This window comes from Streptomyces viridosporus T7A (assembly GCF_008704515.1).
GTDB lineage: Bacteria > Actinomycetota > Actinomycetes > Streptomycetales > Streptomycetaceae > Streptomyces > Streptomyces viridosporus.
Genome location: NZ_CP023700.1, coordinates 4,658,309 through 4,683,622, shown reverse-complemented (window position 1 = coordinate 4,683,622; position 25,314 = coordinate 4,658,309). Strand labels below are relative to the sequence as shown.

The window sequence follows — 25,314 nt, the reverse complement described above, 5'->3', positions numbered from 1 at the left end:
GGCGACGGGCCCCGCACGTCGTCCGTGCGGGGCCCGTCGGTGTGACCGGTGCCTCAGGAGGCCGCGCTGCGCAGCCCCTGGACGTCGATCCGCTCCGTCTCGTCGTGCGCCGTCAGGTCGATGACCTGCCCGACGCCCCGCGCGTCCTCGTCGGCGGGCTTGAACCGCGCCTCGGTCTCGGCCTTGTGCAGCGCGAGCGCCTCCTGCCCGACGACATCGGCCAGGTCCTCGTTCTGCACGGCCTCCATGGCGGACCCTTCGGCGCCCTTCTTCGTGCCGAAGAAGTCGAACCCGCCCTCGGACACCGGACGCCGCACGGGCGCCGTCGGCGGTGCGACCGCCACCGCGGTCGGCACGGTGAAGTGCCCGGAGGGCTGCCGCGCGGACCGGTCCCCGGGGGTGGCCGGACCGGGGGCGGCAGCCTCGTGCCCGTGCTCGCCGACCGCCCCGGGCTGCTCCCGGGCCTCGTCCTCCTGCGCCGGCTTCCGCTTCCGCGGGGGCTCGGGACCGTCGTCCTCGGGGGCCCGGGTCCCCTGCGGGGAACCGCCCCGCTGCGGGGCGTCGCCGGCCTCCGGCGCACCGGCGGCCCGGAAGGCGGCACCGGCGGAACCGGTGCCTCCGGAGGGCTCCGGGGTTTCGGCGGACCCGGCGTTCTCGATGTTCTCGGCGGACTCGGTGTTCTCGGCGTTCTCGGCGGACTCGAAGGTTCCGGCGTCACCGGCCGCCCGGGCGGCCTCGGTGGTCCCGCCGGTCCCGGCACTCCCGCCGGTCCCGGCGGCCTCGTCAGCGGCTTCGCCGCCGTCCGTGTCGAACCGCGCCAGTGCCGCCTCGGCCCGCAGGAACAGCTGGGACCCCTCCGACGAGAAGACCGCCGGAGCCGTCGGCTCCGCGTCGGCGTCCCCACGCGCGGACGCCGCCTCCGCGGGCGTCTCCCGCGGCCGCTCCTGCCCGGCCGGTCCCACGGACTCCGCGCCGGCCCCGGTCTCCGACGTCCCCGCCGGCAGCGCACGGGCCGGAACCGCGGCCTCGATCTCGAGCACCCGGCGGTCCTCCAGGACGCTCGCCCGCTCGACCTCCGCCGCGGCGTACCGCCGCAGCAGCGCCGCGTGCTCGTTGCGCAGACCGGCGAGTTCCGCGCGCTTGGCGCGCAGCCGCTGCTCCAGCTTCACGCGCAGCTCGCGCGACTCCTCGAGGTCGGACTCCAGTTCCGCGACCCGCTCCTCGAAGCGCCACTCGTCGCCCGCACGCGCGCGCGTCAGGTCGGCGACGCGTTTGCCCGCCTGGACGTCCCAGTGCCGCATGACGACCGCGCCGGCGATCGCCGTGACCGCGGCGGCCGCAGCCAGCAAACGAAGCACCATCGGTTGTGTGAACACCCAGGGCCCCAGGGCGCAGACGACGGAAACGCCGGCGATCGCCGACGGGGGCAACATCCTGTGCAGGGGCGGGGAATGACGATGACGTCCACGTGGCATGGCCAGAAACTTACCGCGCGTAGGCGAATGATGGTGCCCCACCCCGTAAAAACAAAGCGACGCCGGGTGTTTCACAGGGCATCAGCGAACGCGCGCCGAGCGTGAATGGACACACCGCCGGAATTGCCAAGATCATTTTCTTCACCGGCGGAGTCTCCCCCGCGGCGTTCCGCGGCGTTCCGGGGTGGTCCGGGGCGGTCCCGCCCCGCCGCCGGGCGCCCGGCGGCCCCCTCCCGCGCTGCTGTGCCCCCCCCCGCCGCGGGGCGCCGAAGGCGTATCCGCCACTTTCCGGGACGACCGACGGGATCCGCGCGCCTCCGGTTCCCTTCGTCCCGCGACTTCCCTTCGTCCCCGTGACGGACTTCACCGTGTCCGCGCAGCGGGAATCGCCCGACCTGTTGCCGGCGGCGGAAGGGAAGTGCGGGAAGTGCCCGGCGCACTGCGGGACGCACGCAGTCAACCTCTTCCCCGAAGAAACCGTCCTCAAGGACGTGATGACGCCGGATGCCCGAACCGACACCGACTTCGAGGTCTTTCACGGAACCACGGGATGCGGTGTCCGTCGGGGCGGACGGGGAAATGCCGGGCCGGGGCCCACGGCCCGCGGACCGGTCACGGGGCGGCTCCGCCTCCCCGCGCCACGGCGGACGGCACCGCCGTCCGCGCGGCCTGAGCACACCCGCGCGCCCCCCTGGGCCTACGCTGAACGTATGAGCAACCACAGCGGACGCCCCCAGGTCGCGGGCCTCCCCCACTGGGACCGCTGCGCGGTCATGGGGGTCGTGAACGTGACCCCCGACTCCTTCTCCGACGGCGGCCGCTGGTTCGACACGACGACCGCCGTCAAGCACGGCCTCGACCTGGTCGCCCAGGGCGCGGACCTGATCGACGTCGGCGGCGAGTCCACCCGCCCCGGCGCCACCCGCGTCGACGAGGCCGAGGAACTCAGGCGCGTCATCCCCGTGGTCCGCGGCCTCGCCGCCGAGGGCGTCACCGTCTCCGTCGACACCATGCGCGCCTCCGTCGCCGAACAGTCCCTCGCGGCCGGTGCCGCCCTCGTCAACGACGTCAGCGGCGGCCTCTCCGACCCCGCCATGATCGGCGTGGTGGCCGCCGCCGGCGCCCCCTTCGTCGTGATGCACTGGCGCGGCTTCCTGGAGGGCGGCAACGTCCGGGGCGTCTACGAGGACGTCGTCACCGAGGTCGTGGACGAGTTGCGCGCACGGGTGGCGGCCGTCCTGGAGGGCGGCATCGCCGCCGACCGCGTGATCGTCGACCCCGGCCTGGGGTTCTCCAAGGACGCCGACCACGACCTCGCCCTCCTGGCCCGCCTCGACCGGCTCCTGGACCTCGGCCACCCGCTGCTCGTCGCCGCCTCCCGCAAGCGGTTCCTCGGCCGCGTCCTGGCCGGCCCGGACGGCTCGCTCCCGCCCGCCCGCGAACGCGACGCCGCCACCGCCGCGGTCTCCGCCCTCTCCGCGCAGGCCGGCGCGTGGGCGGTCCGCGTGCACGAGGTCCGCGCGACCGCCGACGCCGTGCGCGTCGTGCGCGCCGTCGAGCAGGCGCGCACACCGGACGGCGTGTCCCCCGAATCCGACGCGTCCGGCGCAGAAGGAGCCCGGTGACCGCACCCCACACCGATGTCGAGCAGGTCGAGGCCGCCAACACCGCCTTCTACGAGGCGCTCGAGCGGGGCGACTTCGAGGAGGTGGCGTCACTCTGGCTCACCCCGGCCGACCTCGGCGTCGACGAGACGTACCACGACCCGGCGGACGCCGGTGTGGTCTCCTGCGTGCACCCCGGCTGGCCCGTGCTCACCGGACGCGGCGAGGTCCTGAGGTCGTACGCCCTGATCATGGCGAACACCGACTACATCCAGTTCTTCCTCACCGACGTGCACGTCTCGGTCACCGGCGACACCGCCCTGGTCACCTGCACCGAGAACATCCTCAGCGGCGGTCCCGCCCCCGAGGCCGGCGAGGAGCTGGGCCCCCTGGTCGGCCAGCTCGTCGTCGCCACCAACGTGTTCCGGCGCACCCCCGGCGGCTGGAAGCTCTGGTCCCACCACGCCTCCCCGGTCCTCGCCGAGACCGAGGAGGCGGAGGACGACGACACCCCCGCCTGAACGGGTAGGGGGAGCACGAGACACCACCAGGACAAGGCGCACCCGGCGGTCCGGCCCCGCCGGTGCCCGCGGGTAGATTCGACCCCGGGCCGGTGTGCCGTCCGCACACGGCGCCGACCGGCCGGACCGACGACTGCAGGAGTGATTCGTGTGGATCGTGTCGCGCTGCGCGGCCTGAAGGCCCGCGGGTACCACGGTGTGTTCCCCAAGGAACGCGAGGAGGGCCAGACCTTCATCGTGGACCTCGTCCTCGGCCTGGACACCAGGCCGGCCGCGGCCGACGACGACCTGACCAGGACCGTGCACTACGGCATCGTGGCGGAGGAGGTCGTGGCGGTCGTCGAGGGCGAGCCCGTCAACCTCGTCGAGACCCTGGCCGAGCAGATCGCCCGGGTCTGTCTGAAGCACGAGGTGGTGCGGGAGGTCGAGGTCTGCGTCCACAAGCCGGACGCACCGATCACCGTGCCCTTCGACGACGTGACCGTCACCATCACCCGGAGCCGCGTATGACCAGGCCGTCCGCCCAGGGCCCCACCGACCCGACCGTCCAGCCCGTCCCCGCCTCGGTGGTCGAGCGGGTCGACGCCGCCGACACCACCCTGCACAACCCGAAACGCGCCGTGCTCTCCCTCGGCGCCAACCTCGGCAACCGCCTGGAGACCCTCCAGGGGGCCGTCGACGCCCTGGCGGACACCCCCGGCGTCCGGGTCAAGGCCGTCTCGCCGGTGTACGAGACGGAGCCGTGGGGCGTCGAGCCCGGCAGCCAGCCCTCGTACTTCAACGCGGTCGTGGTCCTGAGGACCACCCTGCCCCCGTCCTCCCTGCTGGAGCGGGCCCACGCCGTCGAGGAGGCCTTCCGCCGGGTCCGGGACGAGCGCTGGGGCCCGCGCACCCTGGACGTGGACATCGTCTCCTACGCGGACGTCCGCTCCGACGACCCGCACCTCACGCTCCCCCACCCCCGCGCCCACGAACGCGCCTTCGTGCTCGCGCCCTGGCACGACATCGACCCCGGGGCGGAACTCCCCGGCCGCGGGCCGGTCGGCGAGCTCCTCGACGCGGTCACCCGCGAGGGCGTCGTGCTCCGCGAGGACCTGGAACTCCGGCCGCCCGAGTAGCCGTTAAGGTCGACACGATCACATTCCGGGGCACCGGGGGAATCCGAGGGGACACCGTGAAAGAGCTGCGCATCAGGGTGCTGGCGGGCGTCTTCGTCGTCGCCGGGGTCCTGTCCTGGGCCGGCGCCCGCCTCTGGAGCTCCTTCGGGACCCTGCCGAGCGTGCCCGTGGCCGCGCCCGTCGTCCTCGCCCTGATCGCCGTGGTTCTCGCGGCCACGGCACTCTCGCTGCGCGCCCGTCTCAAGGCCCAGCGCGAGCGCCGGCCCGAGGCCAAGGGCGTCGACCCCCTGATGGCGGCTCGCGCGGTCGTCTTCGGTCAGGCCAGTGCCCTGGTCGCCGCCCTCGTCTGCGGCATGTACGGCGGCACGGGCGTCTTCCTGCTGGAGTCCCTGGACATCCCCGCCCGCCGCGATCAGGCCATCTACGCCGGCTTCTCGGTCCTGGCGGGCATCGGCGTGATAGCGGCGGCCATCTTCCTGGAGCGGGTCTGCAAGCTCCCGGAGGACGACGAGAACAACGGGGCGGGTGCCACCCCGGCGGCCTGAGACGGCCGGGCGCGGTCAGCGCGCCAGTATCAGGCTCATCGCCTCGGCCCGGGTCGTGGCGTCCCGCAGCTGGCCCCGCACCGCCGACGTCGTGGTCTTGGCACCGGGCTTGCGGACACCGCGCACGGACATGCACATGTGCTCGGCCTCGATGACGACGATCACGCCCCGGGCCTCGAGGATCCGCATGAGGGAGTCGGCGACCTGCGTGGTGAGTCGTTCCTGCACCTGCAGGCGGCGGGCGAAGACCTCGACCAGCCGGGCCAGCTTCGACAGACCCGTGATCTTGCCGGTCTCCGCCGGGATGTACCCGACGTGGGCCACCCCGTGGAACGGCAGCATGTGGTGCTCGCACAGGGACACGATCTCGATGTCCTTCACCAGGACCATCTCGTCGTGCCCCAGGTCGAACGTCGTCGTCAGCACGTCCTCGGGCTCCTGCCGGAGCCCCGCCAGGAGTTCCCGGTACGCCCGCGCCACCCGTGCCGGCGTCTCCAGCAGGCCCTCGCGGTCGGGGTCCTCGCCGATGGCGATCAGGAGTTCGCGCACGGCGTTCTCGGCCCGCTTCTCGTCGAACTCGCCGATCGGGACGGTCCCGTCGTCCAGCGTCACCGGGTTGGTCATCTGGTGCCTCGTTCCTGTGCCTGCGTGGATGAGGGGCACGCCCTCTGAGCTGCGGGCGCGCACATGCCCGCGCCCCCCAGGCTAGAACCTGGGGGGCGCGGCAATCATTCCGGGCCCGGGAGGGGGCCGGCGGGAGCTCGGGTCAGCTCTCGGGGCGTTCCTCCGGGGTCCGCTCGGGCGCCGGGGCGGGGTCCGCCGCGGTGCTCTTGGCGGTGCTGATCGCCGGTGTCGCGCCGTTCGACCCGTTGGTCAGGGCCAGCTCCTTGGGGGAGAGGACCGGCGGGCGGGTGGACGGCGTACGGCGGGAGGAACCGGTCCAGGCGGGCCTGGGCGGGCGCTTGACGATCGGCGCGAAGATCTCGGCGATCTCCTCCTTGCCCAGCGTCTCCTTCTCCAGGAGGGCGAGGACCAGGTTGTCGAGGACGTCGCGGTTCTCGACGAGGATCTCCCACGCCTCGTTGTGCGCGGTCTCGATGAGCTTCTTGACCTCTTCGTCGACCAGCGCGGCGACCTCTTCCGAGTAGTCGCGCTGGTGAGCCATCTCACGGCCGAGGAACGGCTCGGTGTTGTCGCCGCCGAACTTGATCGCGCCGAGCCGCTCGGTCATGCCGTACTGCGTGACCATCGCGCGGGCCAGACCGGTGGCCTTCTCGATGTCGTTGGCGGCGCCGGTGGTCGGGTCGTGGAAGACGAGCTCCTCGGCCGCGCGGCCGCCCAGCATGTAGGCCAGCTGGTCCAGCATCTCGTTGCGGGTCGTGGAGTACTTGTCCTCGTCCGGCAGCACCATCGTGTAGCCGAGGGCGCGGCCCCTGGACAGGATGGTGATCTTGTGGACGGGGTCGGAGTTCGGGGAGGCCGCCGCGACCAGGGCGTGACCGCCCTCGTGGTACGCGGTGATCTTCTTCTCCTTGTCCGACATGATCCGGGTCCGCTTCTGCGGGCCCGCGACCACGCGGTCGATCGCCTCGTCCAGCATCTTGTTGTCGATCAGCTTCTGGTCGCTGCGGGCCGTGAGCAGCGCGGCCTCGTTCAGCACGTTGGCGAGATCGGCACCGGTCATGCCGGGGGTGCGGCGGGCGACGGCGCCGAGGTCGACGTCCGGGGCGACCGGCTTGCCCTTCTGGTGGACCTTGAGGATCTCCAGCCGGCCCTGCATGTCCGGGCGGTCGACCGCGATCTGGCGGTCGAAGCGGCCGGGGCGCAGGAGGGCCGGGTCGAGGATGTCCGGGCGGTTCGTGGCGGCGATGAGGATCACACCGCCCTTGACGTCGAAACCGTCCATCTCGACGAGGAGCTGGTTCAGGGTCTGCTCGCGCTCGTCGTGACCGCCGCCGAGGCCGGCGCCGCGGTGGCGGCCGACCGCGTCGATCTCGTCGACGAAGACGATCGCGGGCGCGTTGGCCTTGGCCTGCTCGAACAGGTCGCGGACCCGGGAGGCACCGACACCGACGAACATCTCGACGAAGTCGGAACCGGAGATCGAGTAGAACGGGACACCGGCCTCGCCCGCGACGGCACGCGCGAGCAGGGTCTTTCCGGTGCCGGGCGGGCCGTAGAGCAGCACGCCCTTGGGGATCTTGGCGCCGACGGCCTGGAACTTCGCCGGTTCCTGCAGGAACTCCTTGATCTCGTGGAGTTCCTCGACGGCCTCTTCCGAGCCCGCCACGTCGGCGAACGTCGTCTTCGGGGTGTCCTTGGTGATGAGCTTCGCCTTGGACTTGCCGAAGTTCATGACGCGGGAGCCGCCGCCCTGCATCTGATTCATCAGGAACAGGAAGACGACCACGATGAGGACGAAGGGCAGCAGGGACAGCAGAATGCTCACGAACGGGTTCTGCTTGGACGGTGAGACCGTGTAGCCGTCCGGGATCTGCTTGTTCTGGAACTTGTCCTGCAGCGTGTTGGCGATGGTGACGCCCTGATCGCCGATGTAGCTCGCCTGGATCTTCGAGCTGTCCTTGATCTTGACGCCGTCCTTGAGCTCGACCTTGATGGTCTGCTCGTCGCCGGTGGTCAGCTTGGCCGACTCGACCTTGTTCTCATTGATCGCCTGGACGACCTGGCCCGTGTCCACCGTCTTGTAGCCGCCGGACGAGCCGACGACCTGCATCAACACGACCACGGCAAGGACGGCCAGCACGATCCACATGACCGGCCCACGGAAGTATCGCTTCACGTCCATCCATACGGAGCGGTGCCGCCCCGTCCCTCCTGCCATAGTGAGTTTGATAAAGGCTGTTCTTCGGACGGTACCCCAGCATTGTCCCCCGAAGCTGCGAGGGACGGCCGGCAAACGCGTCTACGGATGCTCCAACGCCGCCGGGTCCGCCGGGGTTCCCGATCACCGTACGGCGGACGGGCCCTTAAGGACTCAACCGCCGTAGACGTGGGGCGCGAGCGTACCGACGAACGGGAGGTTGCGGTACTTCTCGGCGTAGTCGAGGCCGTAGCCGACGACGAATTCGTTGGGGATGTCGAATCCGGCCCATTCCACGTCGATGGCGACCTTGGCGGCCTCGGGCTTGCGCAGCAGCGTGCACACCTTGAGGGAGGCGGGCTCGCGCGAGCCGAGGTTGGAGATCAGCCAGGACAGGGTCAGGCCGGAGTCGATGATGTCCTCGACGATGAGGACGTGCTTGCCCTTGATGTCGGTGTCGAGGTCCTTGAGGATCCGCACCACACCGGAGGACTGGGTGCCCGCCCCGTACGAGGATACGGCCATCCAGTCCATGGTGACGGGGGTGGACAGCGCCCGGGCGAGGTCGGCCATGACCATCACCGCGCCCTTCAGGACGCCGACGAGCAGCAGGTCCTTGCCCGCGTACTCCGCGTCGATCTTCGCGGCCAGCTCCACCAGCTTGGCGTCGATCTCTTCCTTGGTGATGAGCACCTTCTCGAGGTCGGCACCCATGTCTTTCGCGTCCACCCGCATCACTTTCGGTCGTCCCACCGGCTGCTCCGTACCGCCCGCGGCGCTGCCGGAGGTAAGGATTCAGCCTTGCCGAATCACCAGTCTGCCACCCTGCCGCCGGGCGACGACCCTGCCGGGGAGGTTGATGGCCCCCTGCCCGCGCCAGCCGGTGATCAGCCGGTCCACTTCCTCGATGTGGCGGGCGAACAGCGAACCGGCCGGGGCGCCCGCCTCGATGGCGGCGCGGCGCAGCACGCGGCGGCGTACGGCGGGCGGCAGGGCGCGGAGCCCGGCGCACTCCAGGTTGCCGTCGGCGTCGCGGACGCCGGCCGCGGCCCGGCCGGCCCAGGCGTCGAGGGCGTCGGCGTCGTCGCGGGAGAGCTGGGCCGTGCGGGCGAGGGCCCCGACGACGCCCTTGCCGAGGGCCTTCTCCAGGGCGGGCAGGCCCTCGTGGCGCAGCCGGGAGCGGGTGTAGGCCGGGTCCGCGTTGTGCGGGTCGTCCCAGACGGAGAGGGACTGGACCATGCAGGCCTTGCGGGCGGTCTGCCGGTCGAGCTGGAGGAAGGGGCGCCGGTAACGGCCGCCGGCCCCCGAGACCGCGGCCATTCCGGACAGGGAGCGGATGCCGGAGCCGCGGGCGAGCCCCAGCAGGACGGTCTCGGCCTGGTCGTCGCGGGTGTGGCCGAGCAGGACGGCGGCGGCGCCGTGCCGTTCGGCGGCGGCGTCGAGGGCGGCGTAGCGGGCGTCCCGGGCCGCGGCCTCGGGCCCGCCGTCGCGGCCGACGCTGACGGCGACGGATTCGACGGGGTCCAGACCGAGTTCGCGCAGGCGCAGGACGACGTCGGCGGCGCGCTGGTCGGAGCCGGCCTGGAGGCCGTGGTCGACGGTGACGCCGCCGGCGCGGAGGCCGAGCCGGGGGGCTTCGAAGGCGAGGGCGGAGGCGAGTGCCATGGAGTCGGCGCCGCCGGAGCAGGCCGCGAGCACGAGCGGGGAGGGGGGACGCTCGTCCGGGGCCCGGCCGGGGGTTCGGCCGTAATCGTCGAGGATGTCGTGGAGGGCGCGGCGGACCGCCAGGCGTATCGCCGCGACCGCAGGATGGGGACCCATGTCCGGTTCCCTTCATGAAGTTTTCGGGGGCTGTACCCGATGTCGGTCACTCAGAGTGTGTAGATGGTGACAGAACCGGGTCATTACCCGAGCATCGCACGCCTATCCATGACTCACGGTCCCTCGGAAGGGTGATTGGAGGGGCGCCCGTCTGCCGTCGGCCGGATCCGTTCGTGCCGTGCGCGGGCTCATGCGTCGGGCTTGCGGTGCACCCGTGTGATCCAGTCCGCCGGTTTGGCGATCTCCGCCTTGGTGGGGAGCGTGTTCGGCGAGGTCCACACCCGGTTGAAGCCGTCCATGCCGACCTCCTCGACGACGGCGCGCACGAAGCGTTCGCCGTCGCGGTACTGGCGGAGCTTGGCGTCCAGGCCGAGCAGCTTGCGCAGGGCCAGGTCCAGGCGGGAGGCGCCCTTGGCGCGGCGCTGCTGGAACTTCTCGCGGATCTCGGCGACGCTCGGCACGACGTCGGGGCCGACGCCGTCCATCACGAAGTCGGCATGGCCCTCCAGCAGGGACATCACGGCGGTGAGGCGGCTGAGGACCTCGCGCTGGGCGGGGGTCTGCACGAGCTCGACGAGGGAGTGCCCGTCCTCGCCCTCCTCACCCTCGGGACGTCCGCCGACGAGGGACTGGGCGGCCTCGCGGACGCGCTCCAGGACGGTCATGGGGTCGACGTCGGTCTCCGCCAGGAACGACTGGATCTCGCCCTCCAGGTGGTCCCGCAGCCAGGGCACGGCGGTGAACTGGGTGCGGTGGGTCTCCTCGTGCAGGGTCACCCACAGGCGGAAGTCGTGCGGCTCCACGTCGAGCTCGCGTTCGACGTGGACGATGTTGGGGGCGACGAGCAGCAGCCGGCCGCCGCCGGACGCGTCGGAGGGGCTCCCTGCCGGGAGGTCGCGGGTGGCGGGGGCGAAGGTCTCGTACTGGCCGAGGACGCGGGAGGCCAGGAAGGACAGCAGCATGCCCAGTTCCACGCCGGTGACCTTGCCGCCGACGGCGCCGAGGACCGCGTTGCCGGGACTGTTGCCGCGGCGCTGCTGCATCTTGTCCAGGAGTGGTTTGAGGAGTTCGCGGAAGCCGGCGACGTTGGCCCGGACCCAGCCGGGGCGGTCGACGACGAGGACGGGTGTGTCGTGGGTCTCCTCGGTGCCCAGCCGGGTGAAGCCCCGCACGTGCTCCTCCGAGGACTTCGCGTGCCGGCGCAGTTCCGCGACGACGGCCCGGGCTTCGTCGCGGCTCACGTCGGGTCCCGGTCGCATGAGCCGTGTCGCGGTCGCGACCGCGAGGTTCCAGTCGACCATCCCGGAAGAGGCAGCACCACCGATGCTCGTCATGCGTCAACGGTACGTGAGTGGCCGGGGTTGGGGCAGGGCGGCGAGGTGGCCGGGACGATCGGTCACCGGCAACCGCACGCCGCCAGGGCGGTGGCCGCTTTGTCCAGGGCGGACTGGGCCGCCGCCGGGGCGGTGGTGCCGTTCGCCAGGAAGGCGAAGGCCAGCAGCCGGCCGTCCCGGTCGACGACGGTGCCCGCCAGGGAGTTGACGCCGGTGAGCGTGCCGGTCTTGGCGCGCACGGTGCCGGCCGCCCCGTCGGCGTAGCGGCCGGCGAGGGTGCCGGTGAAGCCCGCCACGGGCAGGCCGGTGAGGACGGGGCGCAGCTCGGGGTGGGCCGGGTCGCCGGCCTTCACGAGCAGGGCGGTGAGCAGGTCGGCACTGAGCCGGTCGCCCCGGTCGAGACCGCTGCCGTCCTTGAAGACGGCGCCCTCCACGGGAAGACCGAGTTTCTTCAGCCGGGCGGTGAGGGCCGCGCCGGCGCCGGCGAAGTCGGCGCGCCGGCCGCTCGCGAGGGCGGTGTGGCGGGCGAGGGCCTCGGCGAGGTCGTTGTCGCTCTCGGTCAGCATCCGCTCGACGAGGGCGGCCAGCGGCGGCGAGGAGACCGTGGCGAGGGTGCGGGCGCGGGTGGTGGCCTTCGACGGGCCGGGGGGCGAGGCCTTGATGCCGCGGTCCGCGAGGAGCGCGGCGAACTTCCGCGCGGCGTCGGCCGCCGGGTCGGCGACGCGCGGGGCGGGGCCGCTGACGGAGGCGTCGGTGCGGGCCTCGTCGGCCATCAGGGGGGTGACGGCGGCGAGGTTGGCGTTGACCCCGATCGGATGGGTCGTGGTGCCCTGGTAGAGGGTCGTGTCGTAGGAGAGGGTCACCTCGCGCACGCCCTGCCCGGACAGGGCGGCCGCGGTCCGCTCGGCGAGGTCGTGCAGGCTCGCGAGGCCGCCGGTCCCCTTGCGGGCGGTGAGGGTGGGGTCGCCGCCGCCGACCAGGACGACCTCCCCGGTGTCGGGTTCGAAGACGGCCCGGGTGGTGAGGCGGTGCTCGGGGCCCAGCGCCGAGAGCGCGGCGACGGCGGTGGCGATCTTCGTGGTCGAGGCGGGGACGAGCGCGTCGCCGGAGCCGGTGCCGTACAGCCGCTTCCCGCTGGCCACGTCGACCACGGCGGCGGAGTGGCGGCCGAGCGCCGGGACCTTCAGCAGCGGGTCGAGGACGCCGGTGAGCGCCGTGCCGCCGGGCACCGACTGCGCGGCGGTGGCGGTGCCGCCGAGGCCGGTGAGCACGGCGGCGGCCGGCGGGGCCGCCCGGGGACCGCGGGGCGGCGTACCGGCGTGGGCCGGGACGCTGCCGTGATCTGCGCCACGCGTGGCTTCCAGGGCCGCGGCCCGGTCCCGCTCGGCCGTACGCTGACCGGTGGAGTCCCAGGGACCGGCGGCGGTCGCCACTCCCGCGGCCAGCGCCAGACCGGCGGTGGCCGCGGTCGCGGTGAACCGCCGGGTCTTCGACCGCGCACCCCGGGCGACCTGCGGTGATCCCGGCCGGTCCGGTCGCGCGAACCGCGGCCCGACGGCCGCGGCGACGCGCGCCAGATACGGCCGTACGGTCCCCGCGACCCGGGCGAGACGCGGTCGTACGGCGTCCGCGAGCCGCACGACGTGCGGTCCCGCGGCCCGCCAAGGCCTCAGCTCTGGCACGCCCACCAGCCCCTTTCGCGATCACACACCTGCGTGAGGGACACTTAACCACCAGAAGTATGTGCTGATCATGGAGGAGCCACCGGTGGAGTTCGACGTCACGATCGAGATCCCGAAGGGTTCGCGGAACAAGTACGAGGTGGACCACGAGACGGGTCGGATCCGCCTGGACCGTCGACTCTTCACCTCGACCGCCTACCCGACCGACTACGGCTTCGTCGAGAACACCCTCGGCGAGGACGGCGACCCGCTGGACGCGCTGGTCATCCTGGACGAGCCGACCTTCCCCGGCTGCCTGATCCGCTGCCGCGCGATCGGCATGTTCCGCATGACCGACGAGGCGGGCGGCGACGACAAGCTGCTGTGCGTGCCGGCGACCGACCCGCGCGTGGAGCACCTGCGGGACATCCACCACGTGTCCGAGTTCGACCGCCTGGAGATCCAGCACTTCTTCGAGGTCTACAAGGACCTGGAGCCGGGCAAGTCGGTCGAGGGCGCCAACTGGGTGGGCCGGGTGGACGCCGAGGCCGAGATCGAGCAGTCCTACAAGCGCTTCAAGGAGCAGGGCGGCCACTGAGCCCCGACCCTCGCGCACGTCGCGACGGGCCGCACGCGGACGCGTGCGGCCCGTCGCGCTGTGGTGCGCATACTGATCATTACGGGGGCAGGCTTACGGACGGTGCCGTACGTCGTACAGGGAGCGCAGGGCAAGTGACGGACACGGAGGACCGCAAGCCGCAGTCGGACGAGGCGAGGAGCGCCTTCGCCCCGCCCGCCGCGGTGGCACCCGCCGATGCCGAGTCGCCGACGTCCGAGTTCGCCGTCCCCGAGGGGCTGGCCGTCCCGAGGAGCGATCCGGACTCCGAGACGACCTCCGAGTTCGCCCTCCCGGACGGACTGGAGGTGACCCCGCCGCAGCCGGCCGAGCCGGAGGGGTCGGCGTTCAGCCCGCCGCGCACCTACAGCGCGAAGCAGCCGCCGCCGGCGTTCACCCCGCCGACCGGGATTCCGCTCGTCACCCTGACCAAGGACGTGCCCTGGCAGGACCGGATGCGCACGATGCTGCGCATGCCGGTGACCGAGCGGCCGGCGCCGGAGCCGGTGCAGCGGCACGACGAGGCCGGACCGGCGGTACCGCGCGTCCTCGACCTGACCCTGCGGATCGGGGAGCTGCTGCTGGCGGGCGGTGAGGGCGCCGAGGACGTGGAGGCGGCGATGTTCGCCGTGTGCCGCTCCTACGGCCTGGACCGCTGCGAGCCCAACGTCACCTTCACCCTGCTGTCGATCTCCTACCAGCCGTCCCTGGTCGACGACCCGGTGACCGCCTCCCGCACGGTGCGCCGCCGCAGCCCCGACTACACCCGGCTGGCGGCCGTCTACCAGCTGGTGGACGACCTCAGCGACGACGAGACGCACGTCTCCCTGGAGGAGGCCTACCGGCGGCTGGCGGAGATCCGCCGCAACCGGCACCCGTACCCCGGCTGGGTGCTGACCGGGGCGAGCGGGCTGCTCGCGGGGGCCGCCTCGGTGCTCGTCGGCGGTGGCGTCCTCGTGTTCGTCGCCGCCGCGATCGGCGCGATGCTCGGCGACCGGCTGGCCTGGCTGTGCGCGGGGCGCGGGCTGCCGGAGTTCTACCAGTTCACGGCGGCCGCGATGCCGCCGGCCGCGATCGGGGTGGCGCTGACGGTGGCGCACGTGGACGTGAAGGCGTCCGCGGTGATCACCGGTGGGCTGTTCGCGCTGCTGCCCGGGCGGGCGCTGGTGGCGGGTGTGCAGGACGGCCTGACCGGCTTCTACATCACCGCGGCCGCGCGTCTGCTGGAGGTCCTGTACTTCTTCGTGGGCATCGTGGTCGGGGTGCTGGTGGTGCTGTACTTCGGCGTGCAGCTGGGCGCCGAGCTGAACCCGGACGAGGCGCTCGGCGGCGCCCCGCGGCCGGTGCTGCAGATCGCCGCGTCGATGATGCTGTCCCTGGCCTTCGCGGTGCTGCTCCAGCAGGAGCGGTCCACCGTGCTGCTGGTGACCCTGAACGGCGGGGTGGCCTGGGTGGTGTACGGGGCGATGTACTCCACGGGCGGCATCTCGCCGGTGGCCGCCACGGCCGCGGCGGCGGGCCTGGTGGGCCTGTTCGGACAGTTGCTGGCCCGGTACCGGTTCGCGTCCGCGCTGCCGTACACCACGGCGGCGATCGGGCCCCTGCTGCCCGGTTCCGCCACGTACTTCGGTCTGCTGGGGTTCGCCCAGAACGAGGTCGACGCGGGGCTGGTGTTCCTCACGAAGGCGGTGGCGCTGGCCATGGCCATCGCGATCGGGGTGAACCTCGGGTCGGAGATCTCGCGGCTGTTCCTGCGGATCGGCTCCGCCGAGAAGCGCAGGGCGGCGAAGCGGACGCGGGGCTTCTAGCCGCCGCGTCCCTCGCCGCCCACGTCCTCCGGGCCGGTTCGGTTCCGGTTCAGTAACCGCCGTTGTACGGCTGCTGCGGGTTGTAGCCCTGTCCCTGCCCTTGCCCCTGACCCGGGTGCTGCCCCGGGTGCTGCCCCGGGTTCTGCCCCTGCGGGTACTGGCCGTAGTACGGGCCGTTGCCGTACGGCTGCTGGGGCTGCTGGGGCCGGGGGGGCTGCTGCTGCGGGTAGCCCTGGTTGCCGTGGGGCTGGTGGGCGGCCTGCCGGGGCGGCTGCCGGTCGGGGGTGATGCGGCGCAGCTGGGTCGTGGCGTCGTCCATCACGGGCGCCTGCGGGTGCTGGGCGTACTGCGGCTGCTGCGGGGCGGCCGGGGCCTCGGCGGCGGCGCGCTTCTTCTTGCCGCGCTCCCGCAGGTACTCGACGATGATCGGGACCACGGAGAGGAAGACGATCAGGATGAGGATCGTCTCGACGTTGGACTTGATGAACCCGATCTGGCCGAGCCAGTACCCGGCGACGGTGACGCCGACCCCCCAGACGATGCCGCCGACCACGTTGTACATGAGGAACGTGCGGTACTTCATGCGGCCGGCGCCGGCCACGATGGGGGCGAAGGTGCGCACGATCGGCACGAAGCGGGCCAGGACGATCGCCTTGGGGCCGTACTTCTCCATGAACTCGTGGGCCTTCTCCAGGTTCTCCTGTTTGAAGAGCTTGGAGTTCGGCCGGTTGAACAGCCGCGGGCCGAAGAACTTGCCGATCGTGTAGCCGACCTGGTCACCGGTGACGGCGGCGATCACGATCAGCGTGCACACCAGCCACAGCGGCTGACTGATGTAGTTGCCCTCGGCCACGAAGAGCCCCGCTGTGAACAGCAGGGAGTCACCGGGCAGGAACGCGAAGAGTCCGGATTCCGCGAAGACGATCAGCAGGATGCCGGGGAGGCTGAAGGTCTCGATCAGGTAATCCGGGCTCAGCCACTCGGGGCCGAGCGCAAGGGTGGTCACGGGGCTGTGGCTCCTGCTGCTTGGGGGATAAGGGCCGTGCTGGTTGCCCAAAAGTATCAACGCAACCGTCAGAACCCGGGTTCCGCCCGGGTTCCACGGGGGTACCCAGGATGCACTGTGGCCCGCCCGGGGTGAAGCTGGGGTCCATGGGCATCGAGGAGTACGGCGGCGGACAGGGGCCCCGGCCCGACGTCCTGGTGGTCACGACGGACGGCGTGCCGGGTCACCGGGTGCAGGAGGTCATCGGTGAGGTCTTCGGGCTGACCGTGCGGTCCCGGCACCTCGGCAGCCAGATCGGTGCCGGTCTGAAGTCGATGGTCGGCGGCGAGCTCAAGGGGCTGACCAAGACGCTCGTGCAGACCCGCAACCAGGCCATGGAGCGGCTGGTCGAGCAGGCACGCGCGCGGGGCGCCAACGCGGTGCTGGCGTTCCGCTTCGACGTGACGGACGCGGCGGACGTGGGCACCGAGGTGTGCGCGTACGGCACGGCGGTGGTCCTGGCCCGGGAGTGACCCCGGGCCAGGGGCTCACGCGGTGTGCCGGGCGGCGTTGGCGACGATCGCGTCGCGCAGGTAGGCGGCCAGCCCCGGGCGGATCCTGTCGTACATCTCGGTGAACCGCGGGTCGGCGACGTACATCTCGCCCAGGCAGGTGTGCATCTCGTGCCCGCAGTCGTAGTACGCGCGCGTGATGAACAGGCGGTGCTCCTCCGCCGCGTCCATGGCCTCGGCGGAGTCCGCCGGCGTACCGGCGGCCAACAGGTCGGCCACGCGCCGGTGGAGCGCGTCGAGCTCGTCGGTGATCTGCTTCCAGTCCTCCTTGGTGTACGACGCGGTCCGCTGCCGGGACTGCCGGTAGGCGTCGGTGTCGCCCCAGCGTTCGCGCACCTCGTCCTCGTACTGGTCGGGGTCGTGCTCCCCGAAGACCTCGAACTTCTCCTCGGGCGTGAGGTTGATGCCCATGCTGCGTGCCTCCATGGCGTGTTCGACGGCCGCCGCCATCTTCTGCAGTTTCTCGATCCGGGCGGTCAGCAGGTCGTGCTGGCGGCGCAGGTGCGCCTGCGGGTCCGCGTCCGGGTCGTCGAGCAGGGCGGCGATCTCCTCGAGCGGGAAGCCGAGCTCCCGGTAGAACAGGATCTGCTGCAGCCGGTCGAGGTCGGCGTCGCCGTAACGCCGGTGGCCCGCGCGGCTGCGCTCGCTCGGGACGAGCAGGCCGATGTCGTCGTAGTGGTGCAGGGTGCGCACCGTGACGCCGGCGAAGCCCGCCACCTGTCCCACGGAGTAGCTCACTTCCGCTCCCTTCTCGGTACGCACTCCACCCTGGGCCCTCACGCCGCGTGAGGTGCAAGCCGATTCCCTCCCCGGATGTTGCGCCTGCTTTGTCCGCTTGATCCGCTTATCGTGTGCGCGTGGCCCAGGACAGCGCCCCGCAGGCACCCTCCGCCGCCCCGGCGACCCCGGCACGCGCCCTGCTGCCGACCCTCGTCCCGGCGCTGCTCGTGGGCGTGGTGTCGAGCCTGGTCCTGCTGGGCGTGAGCGCCGCGGCCGAGCAGCTCCAGGACGTGCTGTGGCAGAACGTGCCGGACGCGCTGGGGGTCGGCCGGTACTCCGTGCTGTGGATGTTCGTGGTGCTGGTCGCCACCGGGATCGCGGTCGGGCTGGTGGTGTGGAAGGTCCCGGGACACGCGGGCCCCGATCCGGCGACCACCGGTCTCGACGCGCCCGTGCTGCCGCCCGCGGTGCTGCCGGGGCTGCTGCTGGCGACCGCGTTCATGCTGGCCGGCGGACCGAGCCTGGGGCCGGAGAACCCGATCATCGCCGTGAACGTCTCCCTCGCGGTCTGGCTGGGCGCGAAGGCGGTCCCCCGGGCCCCGGAGCAGGGCTGGGTGGCCCTGGCGGAGGCGGCGACGATCGGCGCGCTGTTCGGTACGCCGGTGGCCGCCGCGCTGGTCATCTCCGAGGCGCTGGCGGGACGGCGGATCGAGGGACGTCTGTGGGACGGCCTCTTCGCGCCGCTGGCCGCCGCGGGGGCCGGTGCGCTCACCGCCACGCTGGTGTCGCGGCCGAGCTTCGACCTGCACCTCCCGCCGTTCGGACAGCCCGACTGGGGCGACCTGCTGGCGGCGCTCGTGATCGCCTCGGTGGGCGCGCTGCTCGGCATCTGCGCCGTGTACGCCCTCCCGTACGTCCACGGGGCGTTCCGGCGGCTGCGGCACCCGATGCTGATGCTTCCGGTCGGCGGGGTGGTGCTGGGCGCCCTGGCGGCCCTGGGCGGGCATCTGACGCTGTTCAAGGGGCTCGACGAGATCACGGTGCTGGCGCACGATCCCGAGGGCTGGTCGGCGGGCGAGTTCGCCACGATGACGGTGGTGAAACTGGCCGCGCTGCTCGTCGCCACCTCCTGCGGCTTCCGGGGCGGGCGGGTCTTCCCGGCGGTGTTCGTCGGCACGGCGCTCGGGCTGTGCGCGCACGCGCTCGTGCCCGGGGTGCATCCGGCGGTGGGCGTGTCGGCGGGCGTGCTGGGCATCCTGCTGGCCATCACCCGGCAGGGCTGGGTGAGCCTGTTCGTCGCCGCCGTCCTGGTCGCCTCACCGGGGGTCCTCGCCCTCCTGTGCCTCGCCTCCCTGCCGGCCTGGCTGCTGGTCACCGGCCGCCCGCAGATGCAGCTGCGCGCGGACGGGACGGCGGTCCGGTGACCGCCGTCCCGCCCCCGCCGCCGGCCCGTCCGTCCCGGCCCCCCTCCGCCGACCCGTCCGTCCCGGCCCCCCTCCGCTCCCCGCACCCGTCCGACCCGTCCGCTCCCGAGACCCGGAGGCATCCATGTCGCTTCACGAAGGCTCCCAGCCCGACGAGCACACCCTGTCCGTCAACCCCTTCCTCGGACCGGCCAACCCGGTCGGGGGCATGACCGAGGCACCGCCCAAGCACCGGCTGCCCGACGGCCCCATCGCGCCCTCGACGGCGTACCAGCTGGTGCACGACGAGCTGATGCTGGACGGCAACGCACGGCTGAACCTGGCCACCTTCGTCACCACCTGGATGGAGCCGGAGGCCGGCACCCTGATGGCGGAGTGCCGGGACAAGAACATGATCGACAAGGACGAGTACCCGCGCACCGCCGAGCTGGAGCGGCGCTGTGTGGCGATGCTCGCGGACCTGTGGCACGCGCCCGACCCGTCGGCGGCCGTGGGCTGTTCGACGACCGGGTCGAGCGAGGCGTGCATGCTCGCCGGGATGGCGCTGAAACGGCGCTGGGCGCGGAGGAACGCCGACCGGTACCCCTCACGCGACGCCCGGCCGAACCTCGTCATGGGCGTCAACGTCCAGGTCTGCTGGGACAAGTTCTGCAACTTCTGGGAGGTGGAGGCCCGTCAGGTCCCCATGGAGGGCGAGCGGTTCCACCTGGACCCGCGGGCGGCCGCCGAGCTGTGCGACGAGAACACCATCGGGGTCGTCGGCGTCCTGGGCTCCACCTTCGACGGGTCGTACGAGCCGATCGCGGAGCTGTGCGCGGCGCTGGACGAGCTCCAGGAGCGCACGGGCCTCGACGTCCCGGTGCACGTCGACGGGGCGTCCGGCGCGATGATCGCGCCCTTCCTCGACGAGGACCTGGTGTGGGACTTCCGCCTTCCGCGGGTGGCGTCGATCAACACGTCCGGGCACAAGTACGGGCTGGTCTACCCGGGCGTCGGCTGGGCGCTGTGGCGGGACGCGGACGTGCTGCCGGAGGAACTGGTCTTCCGGGTGAACTACCTGGGCGGCGACATGCCGACCTTCGCGCTGAACTTCTCCCGGCCGGGCGCGCAGGTCGCGGCGCAGTACTACACCTTCCTGCGGCTGGGCCGCGAGGGCTTCCGGGCCGTGCAGCAGACCGCGCGGGACGTGGCCGGGGGGCTCGCCGCGCGGATCGAGGCGCTCGGCGACTTCCGGCTGCTGACCCGGGGCGACCAGTTGCCGGTGTTCGCGTTCACGACCGCCGACGACGTGACGGCGTACGACGTCTTCGACGTGTCCCGGCGGATGCGGGAGCAGGGCTGGCTGGTGCCCGCGTACACCTTCCCGGCGAACCGCCAGGACCTGTCGGTGCTGCGGGTGGTGTGCCGCAACGGCTTCTCCGAGGACCTCGCCGGCCTGTTCGTGCAGGACCTGACCCGGCTGCTGCCGGAACTGCGCCGGCAGCCGCGCCCCTTCACCCACGACCGGAACGCGGCCACCAGCTTCCACCACTAGCCCCGCCCCGGCGGCATCGACCGGCCCCGGTCAGCGGTCGTCCCCGGGGTGCCGCTCCCCCGTCGCGTAGGGGTTCTCCTCGCCCTCGGCCAGGACGCCGACGAACGGCTCGCCCTCGCCGGCGAAGGTGTAGGCGCCGCCCCGGACGCGCTCGATGAGACCGCGGGTCCATTCGGCGCCGAAGTCGGCCGAGTGGACCCAGAAGTCCATGATCTCCCCGATGTGGCCCAGCTGCCCGGGCCCGCCCTCGGGCGTGTAGTACTCGGTGACGGACCTGCGCCACTCCTCGATGGCCCGCACCCGCTGCTCCAGGAGGGCGAGGGCCTCCGCGCGGCCGAGGTCGACCATGAGGCCGAGGCCGGCCGAGAGCACGTCCGGCTTCTGGTCGTAGGAGGTCAGCGACTCCCGCAGCAGCCGGAAGTACTCCTCGGTGCCCCGCTCGGTGATCTCGTACTCGGTGCGCGGCGGGCCCCCGGCCGTGGACGGGGCGGTCTCGTGCGCGTGCAGCAGTCCCTGCTTGGCCATCTGTTTCAGGGCGTGGTAGATCGAGCCGGGCTTGGCGTGGGACCACTCGTGCGCGCCCCAGTACTCCAGGTCGTTGCGCACCTGGTAGCCGTGGGCCCGCCCGTGCTGGCGCACCGCGCCGAGCACGAGGAGACGGATCACTGACATGGGGCCCAGCGTAGGCCGCGGACGGTCACTCCCCGGAGCCGCCCTGCTCCCGTGCGACCAGTTCGAAGGCGGTGGCGCCGTCCAGGGACTCGCGGATGATGTCGGCGTGGCCGGCGTGCCGGGCGGTCTCGCGGATCAGGTGCAGACAGAGCCAGCGCATCGAGAGCCACTCGTCCTTCGGGTTCCAGGACGTCTTCGCCATCAGGAAGGTGTCGTCGAGGCTGGGCACCGAGCGGATGAACGACTCCGTCCCGGCGGCCACCTCCTCGTAGCGGGCGAGCGTGGACCTCACCGTCTCGTCGCCGACCAGCCGGAAGCTCTCGTGCCAGTTCGACTCGTCCCGGTGGACGGCCGGCGGCTCGCCCTTGGCGCGGGCGATCCAGCCCTGCTCGACCTCGGCGACGTGCTTGAGCAGTCCGGCCAGGGACAGCTCACTGGCACTGGGACGGGAGGACGCCTGTTCCTCCGTGAGGCCGAGCAGCGCCCGCCGGATGCCGCCGCGCTGCTCGGCGATGAAGGCCAGGAGCGCTCCCCGCTCGTCGCCCCGCTCCTCGGGTCCCACGTGAGTGACCATGACCGGCCGCCTTTCGTCGTTCCGCCGCAGGTGGTCCCTGCCGCCTGACGACGACGCTACGGACCCTTGCGGTCGGATTCCGTCCGCAAGGGTCCGGCGGGAAGGAACCGCGGCGGGAAGAGACCGCGGCGGGAGGACGCGGCGTCCCGCGGCTCAGAACGGGAAGCCGCTCCGGTCGTGCTGCACCGAGATCCACTTCATCGTGGTGAAGGCGTCCAGCATCGTGTCGCCGTTCAGCCGGCCGATGCCCGAGTGCTTCTCGCCGCCGAAGGGGACGATCGGCTCGTCGTGCACGGTGCCGTCGTTCACGTGGAACATGCCGGTGTCGATCTGCTTGGCGAAGTTCACGCCCCGCTCGACGTCACCGGTGTGCACCGCGCCGCTCAGCCCGTACGGGGTGTCGTTGACGATGCGCACGGCCTCCTCCTCGCCGTCGAAGGGGACGAGGAAGACGACCGGGCCGAAGACCTCCTGCCGCAGCAGGGCCGAGTCGGCCGGCAGTCCGGTCAGCACGGACGGCTCGACCAGGTTGTCGGTGCGGGCACCGCGCACCAGGGCGGTCGCGCCCTCGGCGAGGGCCTGCTCGACGACGCCGGTCAGGGCGTCCGCCTGCTGGGAGTTGATCACCGGGCCGATGACGGTGGCGGGGTCGCGCGGGTCCCCGGCCCTGAGCGACGTGACCTTGGCGACGAACTTCTCGGTGAACTCCTCGGCCACCGAGCGGTCCACCAGCACGCGGTTGGCGGCCATGCAGACCTGGCCCTGGTGGACGAACCGGCTGAACACCGCCGCGTCCACGGCGTAGTCGAGGTCGGCGTCGTCGAGGACGACCAGCGCGCTGTTGCCGCCCAGTTCGAGGACCGAGCGCTTGAAGAGGGAGGCGCAGACGGTGGCGACGTGGCGGCCGACCTTGTCGGAGCCGGTGAAGGAGATGACCTTCGGGACCGGGTGCTCCAGGAAGGCGTCGCCGATCTCCGCGATGTCGGTGATGACGACGTTCAGCAGACCGCCGGGCAGGCCCGCGTCCTCGAAGATCTTCGCGACCAGCGAGCCGCCGACGACCGGCGTGTTCTGGTGCGGCTTGAGCACCACGCCGTTGCCGAGCGCGAGGGCCGGGGCGACCGACTTCAGCGAGAGGAGGAAGGGGAAGTTGAAGGGGCTGATCACGCCGACGACACCGACGGGCACCCGGTAGACGCGGTTCTCCTTGCCGTCCACCGGCGAGGGGATGATCCGGCCCTCGGGGCGCAGCGCCAGGTGGATCGACTCGCGCAGGAACTCCTTGGCGAGGTGCAGCTCGAAGGCAGCCTTCAGGCGCGTGCCGCCGAGCTCGGCGACGATCGCCTCGGATATCTCCTCCTCGCGCTCCTCGACCAGCTTCAGTGCCTTCTCGAACACCGCGCGGCGGGCGTACGGGTTGGTCGCCGCCCACTTCTTCTGGGCCCGGGCGGCCGCCCGGTACGCCTGATCGACCTCGTCGACCGTGGCGATGGTGATCGACGCGAGCTTCTCGTCGTCGTACGGGTTGAAGTCGATGATGTCCCAGGAGCCGGTGCCCGGGCGCCACTCACCGTCGATGTACTGCTGAGCGAGGTCGGTGAAGTACGACGACATGTGATCCCTCAATCCCTTGCTGCATCAGCAGAGCACTGATCGACTTCCTTGTCTGATCAGGCGTCATCGTACTGATGTTTCAAGAGAGTTGAAGGAGTCCACGGAGAAGGTCCCGGCTCTCCGACGGCCCCGGGCCGTCGTGCTGGAGCTCCTTGAGCGCGCTCTCGTACTGGGCGACGTCCTCGGCCTTGTCGAGGTACAGCGCGCTGGTGAGCTGCTCCAGGTACACGACGTCCGACAGGTCGGACTCGGGGAAGCTGAGGAGGGTGAACGCGCCGGACTCACCGGAGTGGCCGCCGAAGCTGAACGGCATGACCTGCAGCCGGACGTTGGGCCGCTCGGAGACCTCGATCAGGTGCTGGAGCTGGCCGCGCATCACCTCGCGGTCGCCGTACGGCCGGCGCAGGGCGGCCTCGTCGAGGACGACGTGGAACTCGGGCGCGTTCTCCGAGACCAGGTACTTCTGCCGCTCCAGGCGCAGCGCCACCCGCCGTTCGACGTCGTCCTCGCTCGCGCCCCGCATGCCGCGCCGCACGACCGCGCGGGCGTACTCCTCGGTCTGCAACAGGCCGTGCACGAACTGCACTTCGTACGCCCGGATCAGCGAGGCCGCGCCCTCCAGGCCCACGTAGGTGGGGAACCAGCTGGGCAGCACGTCCGAGTAACTGTGCCACCAGCCCGCGACATTGGCCTCCTTGGCGAGGGAGATCAGCGAGGCGCGCTCCTGCTCGTCGGTGATGCCGTACAGCGTCAGCAGGTCCTCGACGTCCCTGGTCTTGAAGCTCACCCGGCCCAGTTCCATCCGGCTGATCTTCGATTCCGAGGCGCGGATCGAGTAGCCCGCCGCCTCGCGCGTGATCCCCCGCGCCTCACGCAGTCGCCTGAGTTGTGATCCGAGCAGCATGCGCCGCACCACCGATCCCGGCTCTCCCGCGCTCACGTTCGCCAGCCTCCCCAACGTCTTTCCGGGCCCGCAGTCTGCCACTAAAACACTTCGAGCAGTACTCGCCCGGTTACGGAAACGGAATCCGGCCGCGCAGGCCGGTCGGGAAGGGGCAGGAGAGAGGCGGGGAGGGCCGGGCGGGGAGCGGCCGGAAGGCGGGGAACAGCCGGAAGAGGGCACGGGGCCGACGGAAAAATTGGCCAACAACCGGTACGGGGAGGCCGATTTCGGTCAACTGCACGTGCATCTGCCCTTGCATCTGCCGTACGCATCCGAAACCATGGCCCTTGCACCACCGCCGTATCGCTACGACCGCGAATTCCGGGAGTGCCTCGCATGGGGACGAATGGATCGACCATGCTCGAGCCGTTACGGCAGGGCCTTCCGCCGCTGAACCTCGCGGCCGCCTCCGACGCCGCCTCCTGCGCCCTTCCCGCCCGGTACGAAGCGGTGCGCGAGGCCCGGCGGTTCACCCGCAAGACCCTCGAGCAGTGGAACCTGGACGACCGTTTCGACGACGTGTGCCTGGTGGTCTCCGAGCTGGTCACCAACGCCCTGCGGCACGGCCTGCCGGCCGGCACCCCGCGGCCGAGGGAGCAGGACCCGCCGGTGCGGCTGCACCTGATGCGCTGGACCGAGCGGCTGGTGTGCGCGGTGCGCGACCCCAGCGACGACAGCCCCGTCACCCGCGACTCGGACGACTTCTCCGCCGAGTCGGGCCGCGGGCTGTTCCTGGTCGACTCCTTCAGCGACGGCTGGGGCTGGCACCCCATGGCGGGCGCGCTCAGCGGCAAGGTGGTCTGGGCGCTGTTCCGCCTCCGGCGCCCCACCGGCCCCACCTGCGCCGCCGTGTGACCGGAAGCGGCGCTTCCGGGCGCCGCCCCTCCGCGCGGGGCACCGCCCGCCGGACACCGCCCCCCGGACGCCGCGCAGGACGCACCGGGGCCAGGAC

The 25,314-nt window shown here is 72.1% G+C and carries 24 protein-coding genes; 11 read left to right on the top strand and 13 right to left on the bottom strand.

The features are described 5' to 3' along the window. Nucleotides 1-53: 53 nt before the first annotated feature. Nucleotides 54-1,475, bottom strand: coding sequence for a hypothetical protein (locus CP969_RS21790; protein ID WP_171817480.1), 1,422 nt, complete (start codon nt 1,473-1,475; stop codon nt 54-56). A 710-nt stretch (nt 1,476-2,185) separates the two neighbouring features. Here CP969_RS21790 and folP point away from each other — a divergent pair. From folP to CP969_RS21765, 5 genes are all read left to right on the top strand, one after another. Further along, nucleotides 2,186-3,100: a dihydropteroate synthase gene (gene folP, locus CP969_RS21785; RefSeq protein WP_004985032.1), complete on the top strand. Its 915-nt coding sequence runs from the start codon at nt 2,186-2,188 to the stop codon at nt 3,098-3,100. Further along, a complete protein-coding gene (locus CP969_RS21780) occupies nt 3,097-3,600 on the top strand; it encodes a nuclear transport factor 2 family protein (RefSeq protein WP_004985034.1) in 504 nt (167 codons plus the stop codon). Before folP ends, CP969_RS21780 begins: the two co-directional genes overlap by 4 nt. A gap of 150 nt (nt 3,601-3,750) precedes the next feature. Then, nucleotides 3,751-4,110, top strand: coding sequence for a dihydroneopterin aldolase (gene folB / locus CP969_RS21775; protein ID WP_004985035.1), 360 nt, complete (start codon nt 3,751-3,753; stop codon nt 4,108-4,110). Then, nucleotides 4,107-4,718 carry a 2-amino-4-hydroxy-6-hydroxymethyldihydropteridine diphosphokinase gene (gene folK, locus CP969_RS21770; protein ID WP_004985036.1) on the top strand — a complete coding sequence of 204 codons (612 nt, stop codon included), beginning with the start codon at nt 4,107-4,109 and terminating at the stop codon, nt 4,716-4,718. Before folB ends, folK begins: the two co-directional genes overlap by 4 nt. Before the next feature lie 56 nt (nt 4,719-4,774). Further along, complete coding sequence (locus CP969_RS21765) at nt 4,775-5,263, top strand: DUF3180 domain-containing protein (RefSeq protein WP_004985037.1); 489 nt, start codon at nt 4,775-4,777, stop codon at nt 5,261-5,263. A 15-nt stretch (nt 5,264-5,278) separates the two neighbouring features. Here the strand turns inward: CP969_RS21765 and folE are convergent, their stop codons facing one another. The 6 genes from folE to dacB form a co-directional block, all read right to left on the bottom strand. Further along, complete coding sequence (folE, locus tag CP969_RS21760) at nt 5,279-5,887, bottom strand: GTP cyclohydrolase I FolE (protein ID WP_004985039.1); 609 nt, start codon at nt 5,885-5,887, stop codon at nt 5,279-5,281. A 142-nt stretch (nt 5,888-6,029) separates the two neighbouring features. Then, the gene (ftsH, locus tag CP969_RS21755) at nt 6,030-8,069 is read right to left on the bottom strand and encodes an ATP-dependent zinc metalloprotease FtsH (RefSeq protein WP_016825214.1); all 2,040 of its coding nucleotides are present in this window, start codon (nt 8,067-8,069) and stop codon (nt 6,030-6,032) included. Between the two features lie 189 nt (nt 8,070-8,258). Beyond that, nucleotides 8,259-8,819 carry a hypoxanthine phosphoribosyltransferase gene (gene hpt, locus CP969_RS21750; RefSeq protein WP_016825215.1) on the bottom strand — a complete coding sequence of 187 codons (561 nt, stop codon included), beginning with the start codon at nt 8,817-8,819 and terminating at the stop codon, nt 8,259-8,261. Nucleotides 8,820-8,879: 60 nt separating this feature from the next. Continuing rightward, nucleotides 8,880-9,905 (bottom strand): tRNA lysidine(34) synthetase TilS, encoded by a 1,026-nt coding sequence (tilS, locus tag CP969_RS21745; RefSeq protein ID WP_016825216.1) that lies wholly within the window; start codon nt 9,903-9,905, stop codon nt 8,880-8,882. Between the two features lie 188 nt (nt 9,906-10,093). Further along, complete coding sequence (locus CP969_RS21740) at nt 10,094-11,239, bottom strand: zinc-dependent metalloprotease (RefSeq protein ID WP_039830996.1); 1,146 nt, start codon at nt 11,237-11,239, stop codon at nt 10,094-10,096. A 62-nt stretch (nt 11,240-11,301) separates the two neighbouring features. Then, complete coding sequence (gene dacB, locus CP969_RS21735) at nt 11,302-12,927, bottom strand: D-alanyl-D-alanine carboxypeptidase/D-alanyl-D-alanine endopeptidase (RefSeq protein WP_026084989.1); 1,626 nt, start codon at nt 12,925-12,927, stop codon at nt 11,302-11,304. A gap of 79 nt (nt 12,928-13,006) precedes the next feature. On the opposite strand from dacB, the gene CP969_RS21730 reads away from it, so the two are divergent. Together CP969_RS21730 and CP969_RS21725 are read left to right on the top strand one after the other, a co-directional pair. After that, nucleotides 13,007-13,498: an inorganic diphosphatase gene (locus tag CP969_RS21730; RefSeq protein ID WP_004985047.1), complete on the top strand. Its 492-nt coding sequence runs from the start codon at nt 13,007-13,009 to the stop codon at nt 13,496-13,498. A 134-nt stretch (nt 13,499-13,632) separates the two neighbouring features. Further along, nucleotides 13,633-15,324 (top strand): threonine/serine exporter family protein, encoded by a 1,692-nt coding sequence (locus CP969_RS21725; protein ID WP_004985048.1) that lies wholly within the window; start codon nt 13,633-13,635, stop codon nt 15,322-15,324. Nucleotides 15,325-15,373: 49 nt separating this feature from the next. On the opposite strand, the gene CP969_RS21720 is transcribed toward CP969_RS21725, so the two are convergent. After that, on the bottom strand, nt 15,374-16,330 hold the full coding sequence (locus tag CP969_RS21720) for a DedA family protein (protein ID WP_016825218.1): 957 nt from the start codon (nt 16,328-16,330) through the stop codon (nt 15,374-15,376). A 146-nt stretch (nt 16,331-16,476) separates the two neighbouring features. Between CP969_RS21720 and CP969_RS21715 the strand changes: the two genes are divergently transcribed. Next, the gene (locus CP969_RS21715; protein ID WP_004985052.1) at nt 16,477-16,842 is read left to right on the top strand and encodes a YbjQ family protein; all 366 of its coding nucleotides are present in this window, start codon (nt 16,477-16,479) and stop codon (nt 16,840-16,842) included. Between the two features lie 15 nt (nt 16,843-16,857). Here the strand turns inward: CP969_RS21715 and CP969_RS21710 are convergent, their stop codons facing one another. After that, nucleotides 16,858-17,619 carry a MerR family transcriptional regulator gene (locus CP969_RS21710; protein ID WP_004985053.1) on the bottom strand — a complete coding sequence of 254 codons (762 nt, stop codon included), beginning with the start codon at nt 17,617-17,619 and terminating at the stop codon, nt 16,858-16,860. Nucleotides 17,620-17,738: 119 nt separating this feature from the next. Between CP969_RS21710 and CP969_RS21705 the strand changes: the two genes are divergently transcribed. Together CP969_RS21705 and CP969_RS21700 are read left to right on the top strand one after the other, a co-directional pair. Beyond that, nucleotides 17,739-19,025, top strand: coding sequence for an ion channel protein (locus CP969_RS21705; protein WP_026084990.1), 1,287 nt, complete (start codon nt 17,739-17,741; stop codon nt 19,023-19,025). Between the two features lie 124 nt (nt 19,026-19,149). After that, a complete protein-coding gene (locus tag CP969_RS21700; protein WP_016825221.1) occupies nt 19,150-20,559 on the top strand; it encodes a glutamate decarboxylase in 1,410 nt (469 codons plus the stop codon). A 30-nt stretch (nt 20,560-20,589) separates the two neighbouring features. On the opposite strand, the gene CP969_RS21695 is transcribed toward CP969_RS21700, so the two are convergent. From CP969_RS21695 to CP969_RS21680, 4 genes are all read right to left on the bottom strand, one after another. Further along, nucleotides 20,590-21,231: a PadR family transcriptional regulator gene (locus tag CP969_RS21695; RefSeq protein ID WP_026084991.1), complete on the bottom strand. Its 642-nt coding sequence runs from the start codon at nt 21,229-21,231 to the stop codon at nt 20,590-20,592. A gap of 25 nt (nt 21,232-21,256) precedes the next feature. After that, complete coding sequence (locus tag CP969_RS21690) at nt 21,257-21,805, bottom strand: DinB family protein (protein ID WP_004985060.1); 549 nt, start codon at nt 21,803-21,805, stop codon at nt 21,257-21,259. A gap of 153 nt (nt 21,806-21,958) precedes the next feature. Further along, on the bottom strand, nt 21,959-23,419 hold the full coding sequence (locus CP969_RS21685) for an aldehyde dehydrogenase family protein (RefSeq protein ID WP_004985061.1): 1,461 nt from the start codon (nt 23,417-23,419) through the stop codon (nt 21,959-21,961). Between the two features lie 79 nt (nt 23,420-23,498). Then, nucleotides 23,499-24,323 (bottom strand): helix-turn-helix domain-containing protein, encoded by an 825-nt coding sequence (locus CP969_RS21680; protein WP_050793886.1) that lies wholly within the window; start codon nt 24,321-24,323, stop codon nt 23,499-23,501. Nucleotides 24,324-24,719: 396 nt separating this feature from the next. Here CP969_RS21680 and CP969_RS21670 point away from each other — a divergent pair, with 396 nt between their 5' ends. After that, a complete protein-coding gene (locus tag CP969_RS21670; protein ID WP_016825223.1) occupies nt 24,720-25,217 on the top strand; it encodes an ATP-binding protein in 498 nt (165 codons plus the stop codon). The last annotated feature ends 97 nt before the right edge of the window (nt 25,218-25,314 follow it).